This window comes from Pelomonas nitida, from assembly GCF_043555975.1.
In the GTDB taxonomy this organism is placed as follows: domain Bacteria; phylum Pseudomonadota; class Gammaproteobacteria; order Burkholderiales; family Burkholderiaceae_C; genus Pelomonas; species Pelomonas nitida.
This window is the reverse complement of record NZ_JBIGIA010000009.1, coordinates 48494-61285: the sequence shown is the minus strand read 5'-3', so window position 1 is coordinate 61285 and position 12792 is coordinate 48494. Positions and strand designations below refer to the sequence as shown.

General features: G+C 71.6%; 9 protein-coding genes. All 9 read right to left on the bottom strand.

Going from position 1 to position 12792, the window contains the following annotated elements; all coding sequences use genetic code 11:
* Positions 1–35: 35 nt before the first annotated feature.
* Entirely contained in the window at positions 36–1901 is a 1866-nt protein-coding gene (gene mnmC / locus ACG00X_RS13045; protein ID WP_394488616.1) for a bifunctional tRNA (5-methylaminomethyl-2-thiouridine)(34)-methyltransferase MnmC2/FAD-dependent 5-carboxymethylaminomethyl-2-thiouridine(34) oxidoreductase MnmC1, read from the bottom strand.
* 85 nt (positions 1902–1986) lie between these two features.
* Entirely contained in the window at positions 1987–3270 is a 1284-nt protein-coding gene (locus ACG00X_RS13040) for a DUF4010 domain-containing protein (protein WP_394488615.1), read from the bottom strand.
* A complete protein-coding gene (locus ACG00X_RS13035; RefSeq protein ID WP_394488614.1) occupies positions 3270–4652 on the bottom strand; it encodes an MBL fold metallo-hydrolase RNA specificity domain-containing protein in 1383 nt (460 codons plus the stop codon). Before ACG00X_RS13035 ends, ACG00X_RS13040 begins: the two co-directional genes overlap by 1 nt.
* Positions 4649–5284, bottom strand: a complete 636-nt coding sequence (locus tag ACG00X_RS13030) for a Rossmann-fold NAD(P)-binding domain-containing protein (RefSeq protein WP_394488613.1) — start codon at positions 5282–5284, stop codon at positions 4649–4651. Before ACG00X_RS13030 ends, ACG00X_RS13035 begins: the two co-directional genes overlap by 4 nt.
* 26 nt (positions 5285–5310) lie before the next feature.
* Positions 5311–6195 carry a hypothetical protein gene (locus ACG00X_RS13025; RefSeq protein ID WP_394488612.1) on the bottom strand — a complete coding sequence of 295 codons (885 nt, stop codon included), beginning with the start codon at positions 6193–6195 and terminating at the stop codon, positions 5311–5313.
* Between the two features lie 13 nt (positions 6196–6208).
* Positions 6209–6535: a type II toxin-antitoxin system RelE/ParE family toxin gene (locus ACG00X_RS13020; protein WP_394488611.1), complete on the bottom strand. Its 327-nt coding sequence runs from the start codon at positions 6533–6535 to the stop codon at positions 6209–6211.
* A complete protein-coding gene (locus tag ACG00X_RS13015) occupies positions 6532–6801 on the bottom strand; it encodes a type II toxin-antitoxin system Phd/YefM family antitoxin (protein ID WP_394488610.1) in 270 nt (89 codons plus the stop codon). Before ACG00X_RS13015 ends, ACG00X_RS13020 begins: the two co-directional genes overlap by 4 nt.
* Before the next feature lie 46 nt (positions 6802–6847).
* Complete coding sequence (locus ACG00X_RS13010) at positions 6848–11086, bottom strand: DEAD/DEAH box helicase (RefSeq protein WP_394488609.1); 4239 nt, start codon at positions 11084–11086, stop codon at positions 6848–6850.
* Positions 11087–11178: 92 nt separating this feature from the next.
* The gene (locus tag ACG00X_RS13005; RefSeq protein WP_394488608.1) at positions 11179–12705 is read right to left on the bottom strand and encodes a DEAD/DEAH box helicase; all 1527 of its coding nucleotides are present in this window, start codon (positions 12703–12705) and stop codon (positions 11179–11181) included.
* Between the last annotated feature and the right edge of the window lie 87 nt (positions 12706–12792).

Genomic DNA, 12792 nt, shown 5'->3' with positions numbered 1-12792 from the left:
GCCGGCAAAGCGGCAATAGTTGCGCGAATTCGCGCTCAGCCGGCTGGCTTGCGTTGACGGCGCAAGGCGAAGCGCAGCGGGTCCACGGCGTCGAGCAGTTCGGCTTCGAGCGGTCGCGGCAGGCCCAGGGCCTGCGCGGCAACCAGTTGGCCCGCAAGCGCGGCCCAGGTGATGCCGCGCGACCCGAAGGCCGTGCAGACGATGAGCCCGGGGCGCCGCGGCTGCAGCCGCAGCTGCGGTGCCAGCGGGCCCGGCGCAGCCAGCCCGCCGATCAGCGGCAGGCGGTCGGGGGCGACGAGGCGCCAGCCCACGCGACCCGCCAGCGGCGCCTGCGGCACCGCGGACAGGCCGGCCAGGCGGGCGTAACGCGTCAGGTTCTCGGCCTGGTCGGCCTCGCGCAGGGCTGGGTCGGTGTCGCCGTCCTGGGCGGTGGCGCCACACCAGGCGCCGCCCCGGCCATCCGCGATCGCGTAGCCGTCGCCGGCCACCGGCAGTTGCGGCTGCCACGGCGCGTCGGGCAGATGGCTCAGCTGGCCGCGCTGCAGGGTCAGGTCGCCAGCGAGATCGCCGAGCAGCGCGCGATGGCCATGCCCCCCGGCCAGCACCAGCAGCGGCGTGGTGTCGATGACCTGGCCATCGGCGGCCAGCAACTGCCATCCGCCGTCCACCTCGCGCCAGGCGGCGACGGGTGTATTTAGCCGCAACTGCGCGCCGCTGGCGGCCAGCATGGCGCGGGCGTAGGCCGCTGGGTCGATGGCGCCGCCGCCTGGGTACAGCCAGGCGGGGTGGGCCAGTGGCGTGCCGGCACGCGCCGAGGCCGTGTCTGCCGGCAGCGGTTGCACATAGCCGGGCACGGCCGGCATCGCGTCGGCGGCGAGCCGCGTTTCGAGCCGCAGCAGGCCACGCTGATGCGGCAACCCCAACTCGGCCAGCAAGGCCTGCGTGGCCAGCGCCGCCGCGCGGTTGAAGCGGGCGTGCGTGCCGTCATCGGGATTGAGCGTGCCGTGGAACAGCCCGGCCGGGTTGCCGGAGCTGGCCTGTGCCGGCCCGGGCAGCGCGTCGAAGACCGTGCAGTCCATACCGGCGCGCGCCAGCGCCAGCGCGCAGCCCGCACCGGCCAGCCCCGCGCCGATGACGACGGCGCGCCGCGCCCGCGCCGCCAGCGGCTCGCGCCCGGCCGGCCGCTGCGGCGTGTGGTGCGGCGCATGGCGGGCGACGGTCATCTCCGGCTTGCTGGCAAAACCTGGCGCCAGCTGGACGTCGAAGCCGTTGGCGGCCAGCGCGCGTCGCATCGGCCGGTTGATGCTCCAGGTGGCCACCGTCGTGCCGGGCGAGGCGTGCCGCGCCAGCGACTTGAGCAGCCATTCATCCCACATGTCCGGGTTGCGGTTGGGGGCGAAGCCATCGAGGTAGATCGCGTCGGCCGGCAGCACCAGCTCGCGCAGCAGCTCACGCGCATCGCCCAGGCCCAGCAGCAAGGTGACGCGCCCGCCTTCGAAGGCCAGCGTGTGCAGGCCGGCGGTCAACGGCGGCCAGCGTTCCACCAATTGAGCGGCCAGGTCCGGCAGCGGGCTGGCCGCGTGGGCGCGTGCCAGGTCATCGCGGCGCAGCGGATGCTTCTCGACGCTGACGAAGTGCAGGTGCTCGCAGCGTGCCGGGTCTTGCCGCCACGCGTCCCAGGTGGCGAGGAAGTTGTTGCCGAGGCCGAAGCCGGTTTCCAGCACGACGAAATGGGTGTGCCCCTGCCAGCGCTGGGGCAGGCCGTTGCCGGCGATGAACACATGCCGGGCCTGCGCCAGTGCGCCGGCACGGGCGTGGTAGACGTCGCCGAAGCTGGGCGAGGCGGGGGCGGCAGGGTCGGAGAAATCGACCTCGGCCGGCAGGATGCAGGGAGACTTCAACGGGGGCCTGTGAATTCGCAGCGTCGGCAGGATTGGAGCACCGCGGCCGTCGCGATCCGACGGCGCGCGGCCAGCACCTCGGCGCTCAGACCCCGAGGCCGCCGTGCAGCAGCGCCGCCAGCCCCGTGCCCAGCAGCAGGGGCAGCGCGAGCGCCGGGATGACGAAGCGGGCGAACCGCCAGCCTCCCGCCGCCACGGCGGTGACGCTGCGCGTGAGGCTGTTGCACGCGAAGGCCAACAGCAGGCCCAGCAGCGCCTGGCGCACGTCGATGCTGCCGGCGGCCTGCAGGCCCGCCAGCGAGGCGATGGGCGCGTGCACGTCGGCCAGCGCGGTCAGCGCGACGGCACCGTACAGGCCCGAGGCGCCGAACTCATCGCGCGCCCAGCTCACGGCCACGGCCACGGCGCTCAGCAGCAACGACAGCACCAGCGCCTCGCGCAGCCGCAGCGGGCCGCGGCGGCTGGCGACCTGGGCCGAGACCTGGCCGTCTTTCTCGAGCTGATGCGAGCGCAGCATCAGCAGGTGGCCCAGGCCACCGCACACCGCCATGCCCAGCAGTGCGATGGGCAGCACGGCCAGCGCGGCCTGCGGGGCCATGGCGAACAGCATGGCCTGGGCCTGCAGCCAGGTGGCGCAGGTCGACATCACCGCGCCCGCCGCACAGGCCAGCCGCAAGCTCGGCTCCGCGCGCGACTTGCTGCCCATGGCGGCGATGGTGGCCGTGCTGGACACCAGGCCCGACAGCAGCCCCGATAGCGCCAGCCCGGCCTGCGGACCGGCCAGCCGCAGCGCGATGTGGCCGGCCGCCTGCAGCGCGAGCAGCAGCAGCATCAGCCCCATCAGCGAATGCGCCTTCATGCCGGCCAGCCAGGGCAGCGGCTGCTGCGGCATCAGCGGCAGCACGACCAGTGCCAGCGCGCCCAGCAGCAGGCCGTCGTGCAGCTCTTCGTCGCGCAGCACCTGCGTTGCGAAGCGATGCAGCCGGGTGCGTGCGGCCAGCAGCGCGGTCAGCACGACGGCGGTGGGCGTGCCCAGCAGCGGCGCGGTGACGCACAGCGCGCCGATCAGGCAGGTCACCAGCAGCGCGAGTGCGCGGGTCAGGCTGGGGTCGCGGCCGCGCGCGTAGGCGATGGCGGCCAGCGCCGTGACGGCAGCGGCCGTCAGCGCCACCAGCCCGGGCAGCGCCAGCGCCTGCGCCAGGGCGCCGGCCATGCTGGCCAGCGTGAACGTGCGCAGCCCCGCCGGCTCGCCGCGCGCGCCGCGTGGCTTGTGGCGCTCGCGCTCCAGCCCGATCAGCAGGCCGCTGCCCAGCGCCGCCGCCAGGCCCGTGATCATCTCGGTGGAGACGCCGAAAGCTGCGCCGTCCATCACCATTCGACGGTCTCCCCGTGTTGCGGCACGCGCACGGCCCAGCCCAGTTCGTCCTGGATGCGGCCGCGCAGCGCATCGGCGGCGGCGGGCTCGCCATGAACCACGTACACCTGCTCGGGCGGCCGTGCGGATGCCGGGTAGGTGGCGCGCAGCCACTGCAGCAGACCGTCGGCGTCGGCATGGCCGGAGAAGCCGTCGAGGTGGCTGATCTCGGCATTCACCGGCACCCAGCGCCCGCGGATCTTGACCTCGCGTTCGCCCGCCACGATGCGTGCGCCGCGCGTGCCGCCGGCCTGAAAGCCGGGGAAGGCGATGTGGTGCTGAGGCTGAGGCGCCAGCGTCTCCAGGTAGTTCAGTACGCGGCCGCCGGTGGCCATGCCGCTGGCGGAGATGACGATCGCGGGCTTGGCGCGCGGCGCGGCCAGGCTGGCGGCGAGCTTCAGGCTCTGGGCCTGCTTGGTGACGTAGTGCACGCGATCGGTCAGGCTGCGCGCCTCGCTGGCGGAGATGCGCAGCAGCTTGGCGTGTTGGATGGTTAGTTCGGTGGCCTGCTCGGCCATGGGGCTGTCCAGCCAGATGGGCACGTCCAGCGGCAACTCGCCGGCACTGCGCAGGCGCTGCAACACCAGCAGCAAGGCCTGCGCGCGGCCGATGGCGAAGCTGGGCAGCAGCAGCGAGCCACCGCGCTTGAGCGTCGTGCGCAGGATCTGGGCGAGCCGGGCCTGCGCATCCTCGGGCGCGTGCAGGCGGTTGCCGTAGGTCGACTCGATCATCACGATGTCCGCCGCCGGCGGCACCTGCGGCGTGGGCATCAGCAGGTCGCCCGCGCGGCCCACGTCGCCCGAGAACAGCAACGAGCGGCCGCCATGCCGCACGTGGATGGACGTGGCGCCCAGCAGATGGCCGCCCGGCGTGAAGCGCACCTCGGTGCCGCCCAGCATGACGCGTCCGTCGCGCGGCACGGCGACGAACTGCTTCATCGTCGCCTCGGCCTCGCGCACGCTGTAGAGCGGCTGTGCCTTTTCATGGCGGCTGGAGCCGTCCCGGTTGGCGCGGCGGGCGTCTTCTTCCTGCAGGTGGGCGCTGTCGCGTAGTAGCACATCGCAGAGGTCGCGCGTGGCGGCGGTGGCGTAGATGGGGCCCTTGAAGCCCTGACGGCGCAGTGCGGGCAGGTAGCCGCAATGGTCCAGGTGGGCGTGGGACAGGAGTACGGCGTCGAGCTCGGTGGTCGGTCCACCCAACGGCCTCCAGTTGCGTTCGCGCAGGGCTTTGAAGCCTTGGAACAGGCCGGCGTCCAGCAGCAGGCGCTGGTCGCCCAGCGTCAGCAGGTGGCGCGAACCGGTGACGGTGTCGGCCGCGCCAAGGAAGGTCAGTTTCATGGAGACCCGAGGGAATGCAGGTCGCCGGATTCGAGCACCTGCACGGCCGGGCCGGGCTGATCCAGCGCAAGCCGTAGCGCACGGGCGACGCGCTCGGGTGCGATGGGGCGCCACGGTTTCGGGATCAGGCCGGCCACGGGGCGCACGAGGCGCAGCATCCAGGCCTCGCCGGCGCGGCGCGGCTGGTCCAGCGCGTCGCGGTGGCCGTCCAGCAGCGACGGCCTGGCGATGACCAGGCGCGCGAAGCCCAGCGCGATCAGCGCATCCTCGGCCTCGCCCTTGACGCGGTTGTAGAAGACGCCGGAGCGCGCATTGGCGCCCAGCGCCGACACCAGCCCGCAGTGCGTGGCGCCGCGCTCGCGGGCGGCACGGGCGACGGCGACGACGGCGTCGAAGTCCGCCGCGCGAAACGCCGCCTGCGAACCGGCCTGCGCCATCGTCGTGCCGAGCGCAATGAAGACCCGCTGCGGCGCGGGCAGGGCGCCGAACGACGCCGGGCGGGTGTAGTCCACCACCATCGCGCCCGGCAGGGGCCGGCGGGCCAGCGCGATGGCCTCGGGCAGTTCGGCCTGCAGCGCGCGGCCGACGAGGCCGGTTGCGCCGGCGATCCAGGTTTTGGTATCGCACTGCATGCGTTTATTGCCGAAGGTGCAAAGGACTACAGCGCATGCCGATTTTTCGACCGCAGTTCTGCGATGCGAGCCGTCAACTGGTTTCGCGCGTTCCGGAATCTTTCGGCGTTATGGGGATATTCATCAAGCATGAAGAAACGGTCAAAAAATTTGCCATCGAGGTCTTGGCGGTGTGTTTGGACGAGGAGGCGCTTCAGCTCCGCCATGGACAGCCTGAGACCCTCGCGCTGGCCTTGCTGGAATAGGGCGAGTGTCCGGCGTTTCACCGCCTTGGGAGTGCATTCGTTCTCGATGTAAATTGCAACGACCTGATCGAACCATTGCTCTGCGTGTACGGCGTCCCAAGCAATCTCAGGGTGCGTTGATCTCAACAACGTCGCCGCAGCATAGCTAGCGTCACCCGAATCGAACAGGTTGCGGTAGAACAGTCGAAACCCAGCCATCAGTTCAGCGGAATTCATCGCTCGGATTGGGCCAACCATCATCAGGCAAGGTGCAGGCAGGGTGGGCGGCATGGCGCTGAGCAGGTGCGCACCGTGGCAGGCAGAGACCGATGCAATCAGGTTGATCCCTGTAGCAGCGTTGAGGCGCCGCAGACCTTCTCCGAACCTGTCCCAGGTCAGTTCGCTTCCGTTTGCGAACTGCAGGCCGCCATCTGCGGACCCGTGGCACTCGACGTGAAGGATCGGATGCGACTGGCGCATGCTTGCTTCCTCAGCTAATGCCTCGATCAGGTCAACGAACTCAGAGGCGTAAGAGCATTCAATCAGGCGCACTTTCAGTCCGCGATCCTGCGCGCATTCCAAGGAACTGACGTAAGCAGCCAGTTCGGCGCCAGTTTTGACCTCGTCATGCTCCAGCGATTCGACGATCACCAACTCGGATACCTGAAGTGGCGTCAGGTTCGTCACCCGCGCACTCCCTTCAGCGCACCACGCTGAGCAGGCGCCGGCTCAGCAGGCCGCGCAGGTCGCGGCGGACGTCGCAAACGATGTGGACGTAGACGATGCCTGCGGCCGGCTCGTAGATGACGCGGTTCCTGCCCGAGACGAGTTGGCGGTAGCGCTCGCTGCCCAGCTCTGCCAGTTCGTCAGGCACCTTGCCCGACAGCGGGAAGGTCTTCAGTGCATCGACCGTGGCGCGCAGCCGGGCCAGCGTGTCTGCCCAGGCCGGCGCGCCGAACTTCTTCAGCACGTAGTGCCGGATGTCGCGCAGATCCTGCTCGGCGCCGGGCAGGAAGACGACCGTCACGCGGCGTCTTCCTTCGCGAGGTCGGCGAACACGTCCTCGGCATCGCGCACGCGGCCGGCGTCGATGTCACGCTGGCCCAGCGCCAGCAGTTTCAGCAGCGCCAGCGTCTCCTGCTGGCGCTCGTAGGCATGCACGTCCATGACCACCAGCCGCGCCTCGCCGTTCTGCGTGATCAGCAGCGGCTCGCCAGAGTCGGCGATGTCGCTGGCGATGCTGGCGGCATGGCTCTTCAGATAGCTGATGGGTTTGACTTGGGCGCTGCGCATGCGAACTCCGACGAGTTGATCGGACTGAATATAGGCCAAATACGGTCTACTCGTCCTCCAGCAGCGCCGCCAGCGCGGCGGCGTCCAGCGGTGCGGCCTGGCCGTCGCTTTCCAGCATACCTTCGGCCAGGCCGCGCTTGTCGCGGTGCAGCTCGATGATGCGTTCCTCCACGGAGCCGGCGGTCACCAGCCGGTAGACGGTGACCGGGCGCTGCTGACCCATGCGGTGGGCGCGGCCGCTGGCCTGGTCTTCGGCGGCGGGGTTCCACCACGGGTCGACGATGAGCACGTAGTCGGCCATCGTCAGGTTCAGGCCGAAACCGCCTGCCTTCAGGCTGATCAGGAACACCTCGCCCTCGCCGCGCTGGAAGGCGGCGGCCCGCTTGGTGCGCTCGGCCTGCGGCGTGCTGCCGTCCAGGCGCTGGAAGGGCAGGCCCATCTGCGTGACGCGCTCGGCCAGCAGGTCGAGGTAGTCCGTGAACTGGCTGAACACCAGCGCTTTGTGACCACCGGCCACGAGTTCGCGCACGATGCGCTCGAACTCGGCCATCTTGGCTCCCACCAGGCCCAACTCGGGCGACACGAGGCGCGGGTCGCAGGCCGCGCGGCGCAGCCGCATCAGCTCAGCGAGCACCTGCATGGGGGCGCCGCGGTTGGGGTCGGCGGCGGCCGCCGCCACGGCCGCGCGGGCGTCGCGGCGCAGGGCCTCGAGGAAGTGGCGCTCCTGCTCGCTCGGCTCCACGCGGTGGACGATCTCGGTGCGCGGGGGCAGGTCTTGCAGCACCTGCGTCTTGGTGCGCCGCAACAGGAAGGGTGCGACCAGGCGGCGCAGCCGCGCTCGCGTGGCGGCGTCCTGCTGGCGCTCGATGGGGCCGGCGAAGCGCTCATTGAACTGTTGCGCCGTGCCCAGCAGGCCGGGGTTGACGAGGTTCATGATGGACCACAGGTCCGCCAGCCGGTTTTCCACCGGCGTGCCGGACAGCGCCAGCCGGAAGTCGGCGTCGAACTCGGCCACCGACTTCGCGCGCTTGGTGGCGGCGTTCTTCAGCGCCTGGGCTTCGTCCAGCACGAGGCTGGCCCAGTTGCGGGCGGCAAAGCCTTCGGCGTCGATCTGGGCCAGCGCGTAGCTGGCCACGATGACGTCGCCCGGGCCGGCGGCCTTCAGCAGCGCGGCGCGGTCGGCGGCGTCGGCATAGACCTGCACGTTCAGCCCGGGGGCGAAGGTGGCGCACTCGGCCGCCCAGTTGCCGCACACCGACGTGGGCGCCAGCACCAGGGCGGCGCCCAGCGCGCTGCGCTCGCTCAGCAGCGCGAGCGTCTGCACGGTCTTGCCCAGACCCATGTCGTCGGCCAGGCAGGCACCGAAGCCCGCGGCGGCCAGGCGGCTCATCCATGCAAAGCCTTCGGCCTGGTAACTGCGCAACTCAGCGCGCAGCGATTTCGGCGCTTGCGGCTGCAGCGCGGCGGCGGCGCTCAGGCGGTCCACCCGTGCGCGCCAGGCCTTGTCACCGCTGAGCTGCATGCCGGCCAGGCCCTGCTCCAGCCAGGCGGCGCCGGCGGCGGGCAGCTGCAGCTCGCCCTTCTTGGCCTGCGCGAGGGCGTCCAGGTCGCGCAGCTGCTGGCGCAACTGCTCGGACAGCGCCAGGTAATGCCCTTCGGCCAGCCGCACGAAGCGGCTCTTGCTGCTGCGGCTCAGCGCGAGCAGCTCCTGCAGGCCCAGCACGCGGCCTTCGTCGACGCGGGCTTCGCCGCTGAGCGCCAGCCAGTCGCGCCCGGTGCTGACGGCGATCTGCACGGCCTCGCCCTCCAGCGGCAGCACCCGCACCGGCTTGCCCTTGGGCCAGGCCAGTGCGGCGATGCCCGGCAGCGTGGGCAGCCGCTCGACGGCCGCCAGCGCTTCCTCGGCCTCGGCCAGCAGCCAGGGCTGGTCGGGCGGCTGCTCGGGGTCCAGGAAGGGCAGGGCGGCGATGACGTCGGCGCGGTGTTGCGCCTCCAGCGCCAGGTTGCGCTCGGTCGTCAGGCTGACGCCTTCGTGCAGGCACATCAGCCGGTCGCGGCCCTCGCCGGGCGTGACGGCGGGGCCGAAGTCGCCGAAGGGCTGGGCCACCAGCAGCAGCGCCAAGCCGTCGCCCTGCGGCGTGAGCCGCGCGTGCAGCCGGCTGTCGCCCGCCACGCGCTGGCCGGCATCGGCGTCGGAGTGCAGCTGGAAGTGGCCGGTCAGCACCTGCAGCGCGGCGCCGAGTTCCGCCGTGGCCTGGGCCGGCACCTGCCAGCCCTGCGCCACGAGTTCGGCCACGCGGCGCTGGGTGGGCGTGATGCGGATCAGCCGCGCCCGCCCCGGCCCTTCGAGCATGACGCGCTGGGCGTTGCGGCGTTCGCGCTCGGCGTCGGCCTGTGCACCGAACAGCGCGCCGGCATAAGGCTCGCTGTTGGCGATCAGCGGTGGGTGCAGGTGGAATTCAAAGGCGGCCGCCTCACCGTCGCCGGTGCGGCGCACCTCCAGCTCGGGCAGGCCCTCGCTGAGCTCCACCCACTGCCCCGGCGCGTCGGCCAGCATCAGGTGCGGGTGGCCGATCAGCGCCACCAGCGCCGCGCTGACGTCCAGCCGCAGGTCGTGCACGCCGGCCCAGGCGTCGCGCTCGATGTGGCGCAGCACGAGGTTGTCGCGGCTGCGCTGGGCGCCCTGCTTCTTCAGCTTGGCCAGCGAGGCGGCCTTGAACTTGACGCCGCCGCGCGCGCCGATGGTCATCTCCATCGGCTCCAGCGTGTGCACGCGGCCGGCGGCGTCGAGCTTGAGCTGCCAGGCCAGCTCGGCCTTGGTGGCGGCCGGCTTGCCGTCGTCGCTCAGCGCCGTGATGGCTGCGAGCGCGTCGCGCCAGGCCGGCCGGGGCTGGCTGAGCATGCTGACGATGCGCGTGGGCGTGGCGCCGCCCAGTTGCAGGCGCTGCAGCGCGGCGTCGACATACTCGGCCAGCAAGCCATGCTGGGGCCGCAGTGGGGCCAGCACGGCCTGCGCCTGCTCGGGCGTCCAGCCCGGCGCCGGGCGGCCCAGCCAGGCGCACAGCAGCAGGCGGTCGACCGGCTCGGCGTCGCCCGGCGCGTTCGGCTGGAAGGCGGCGTCGAGGAAGCTGTCTTCGCCCAGCCGCACGCCGATGCCGTGGGCCCACAGGCCCCAGGCGGTGTAGGCCGTCGGGTTGCGGCTGCCGGACTCGGCAATCGCGTACTTGCGTGCCTGGGCCCAGGCCTTGGGGTCTTCCTGCGCGAGCAGTGCGAGCAGGTACAGGCGCGCGGTGTCCAGCGACAGGGCGCCGCGGCGGATGCGCGCTTCGGCGTTGATGGTCTTGATGGCTGCCTCGAAGCTGGCGCAGGCCTCGGCCCAGCGCCCGGCGACCAGCGCGCGCGTGGCGGCCAGCAGGGTGACGCCGGGGCCGGCGAGGCCTTTCAGGTAGCGCTCGGCGCCGTCCAGGTCGAGGGCCAGCAGGTCGGCCTCGGCCAGCCGTGCCCGCAGCGGGATGTCGAGCGGGCCGGGCGTGTCGCGCAGCCAGGCGCGCAGCTCGGCGCGAACGCTGGAGTCGATGCGCAGCCAGTCCAGCAACTGGCCGAGCAGGCCGTCGCGCAGCCCCGGGGCGATGCGCGCCAGCAGGCCCGGGCGCCACGGCGTGAGCACCGCGCGGGCGTGCAGTTCCGGCTCGAGCAGCTCGGGCAGCCGGTGCAGGTGCTCATGGAACTCGTCGGCCGCCATGCCCGAATAGATCATCAGTCGCAGCGCCGACAGCATGTCGTCCGTGTTGCGAAAGCTCACCCAGCCGATGGGGTCGCGCCAGTCGCCGCGGCTCCCGCCGAGCATCCACAGTCGCCGACGCCAGTGATCCTTGGCATCGGGCGCTTCGAGCAAGGCCTGGAAGCGTTCGCCGTTCTCGTCGATGTCGAGCCGCGCCAGCGTGCCCCTGCCCAGCTGGTTCTCGGCGCGGCCCTGGGCCACGAGCGTCTGCAGGCCGTCGCGCACGCTGGTCTGGTCGAAGCGGCCGCCGTCGCTGCGCTCATGGCCGGTCAGCGACAGCCATTGCATCACCGAGGTGATGCTGGCGGGGCCGCCCAGCAGCAGCAACGCGTCGAGCAGGTGTTGCAGATCCTGTGGCGGCAGTGCCGGCGCGGCAGCAGGGGGCGCCGTGTGCTTGCCGGCCTGCCGCAGTTCGCGGGCCTTGCGGAGCATGTCCTCGGCGGAGATAACGGTGCCGTCGGGCAGCGTGAACTTGAGCGAATTGTCTATTGGGGAGCGGGCCATGGCGCGGCATTAGAGCAGCTGGGGCCAAACAAAACGGCCTGCCCCGTGAAGGGCAGGCCGTGAGCGGCTAAAACGGGGCCGGTGCGCTGCGGTCAGCGCTTGGGCTGGGTCAGCCGTGGGCCGTTGCCGGCGCGCGCATTACCGCCGTCGCGGTTGGCCTGGCCTTGCGGCTTCGGCGCCGTGCGGGCACCGCCGTGGCCCGTGTGGGCCGCGGGTTTGGCGCCACCATGCCCGGCGTGGGCCTGCGGCTTGGCGCCACCGTGCCCGGTGTGGCCTTGCGGCTTGCCGCTGCCGGCCGGGCGGCCGCCGTCGCGCTGGCCGCCGCGGTTGTCACCGCCCCGGCCGCCGCCGCCCTGGCCGCCCCGGCCACCGCGGCCGTTGGCGCCCGCGGGCGGGTTGGGGTTGCGGCCCCGGCTGCCGTTGGGGTTCAGGATGGTGCGGCCCAGCACGATGGGCTCGGCCTTCTCGTTCGGGTCCGGCGCGAAGCCGGGCACGATTTCCTTCGGGATCTCGCGCTTGATGAGCTTCTCGATGTCGCGCAGGAAGCCGTTCTCGTCCACGCAGACGAGGCTGACGGCCTCGCCTTGCGCGCCCGCGCGGCCGGTGCGGCCGATGCGGTGGACGTAGTCCTCCGGCACGTTGGGCAGCTCGAAGTTGACGACGTGGGGCAACTGGTCGATGTCGATGCCGCGGGCGGCGATGTCGGTGGCCACCAGGCAGGTCAGGTCGCCCGACTTGAAGTCGGCCAGCGCCTTGGTGCGCGCGCCCTGGCTCTTGTTGCCGTGGATGGCCATCGCGCTAATGCCGTTGTCGTTCAGGTAGTCGGTTAGGCGGTTGGCGCCGTGCTTCATGCGCGTGAAGACCAGCACCTGGTGCCAGTCGCCACCCTTGATGAGGTGCACCAGCAGTTCCTTCTTGCGCTCGCGGCCCACGGGGTGGACCTTCTGCGCGATCTGGTCATTGGTCTGGTTGCGGCGGGCGACCTCGATCAGCGCCGGCTGGTTCAGCAGGCGGTCGGCGAGGTTCTTGATCTCGTCGCTGAAGGTGGCGCTGAACAGCAGCGTCTGCTTTTGCTGCGGCAGCAGCGCCAGCACCTTTTTGATGTCGTGGATGAAGCCCATGTCCAGCATGCGGTCGGCTTCGTCCAGCACCAGGATCTCGACCTTGGAGAGGTCGAGGTTGCCCAGGCCGGCGTGGTCCAGCAGGCGGCCGGGCGTGGCGACGAGGATGTCCACGCCGTCACGCAGCTTGTTGATCTGCGGCTGCATGCCGACACCGCCGAACATGACCATGCTCTTGAGCTGGGGCAGGTATTTGCCGTAGGTCTGCACGCTTTCCTCGACCTGGGCGGCCAGTTCGCGGGTGGGCGTCAGCACCAGGGCGCGCACGGCCGGGCGGCCGCGCTTGTCCAGTGTGCGCTGACCGGCCTGCAGGCGGTGCAGCATGGGCAGCGTGAAGCCGGCGGTCTTGCCGGTGCCGGTCTGGGCGCCGGCCATCAGGTCGCCGCCCTTCAAGACGGCGGGAATGGCCTGGGCCTGGATGGGGGTGGGGGAGGTGTAGCCAGCGTCGGCGATGGCCTTGAGCAGCGGTGCGGCAAGGCCGAGGGTGTCGAAACTCATCGAATCCAATGGAGGGGAGGGCACGCCGAAAATCACCGGGGCTCGCCGTGACACCGGGGCGGTGTCACCAGTCTTCGGGCAAGCCAG

What these genes read in the sequence shown, in the direction of transcription:
- ACG00X_RS13040 (WP_394488615.1), bottom strand. Translation starts at nt 3,270, where the DNA reads ATGGACGGCGCAGCTTTCGGCGTCTCCACCGAGATGATCACGGGCCTG.
- ACG00X_RS13010 (WP_394488609.1), bottom strand. Translation starts at nt 11,086, where the DNA reads ATGGCCCGCTCCCCAATAGACAATTCGCTCAAGTTCACGCTGCCCGAC.
- ACG00X_RS13030 (WP_394488613.1), bottom strand. Translation starts at nt 5,284, where the DNA reads ATGCAGTGCGATACCAAAACCTGGATCGCCGGCGCAACCGGCCTCGTC.
- ACG00X_RS13015 (WP_394488610.1), bottom strand. Translation starts at nt 6,801, where the DNA reads ATGCGCAGCGCCCAAGTCAAACCCATCAGCTATCTGAAGAGCCATGCC.
- ACG00X_RS13005 (WP_394488608.1), bottom strand. Translation starts at nt 12,705, where the DNA reads ATGAGTTTCGACACCCTCGGCCTTGCCGCACCGCTGCTCAAGGCCATC.
- ACG00X_RS13035 (WP_394488614.1), bottom strand. Translation starts at nt 4,652, where the DNA reads ATGAAACTGACCTTCCTTGGCGCGGCCGACACCGTCACCGGTTCGCGC.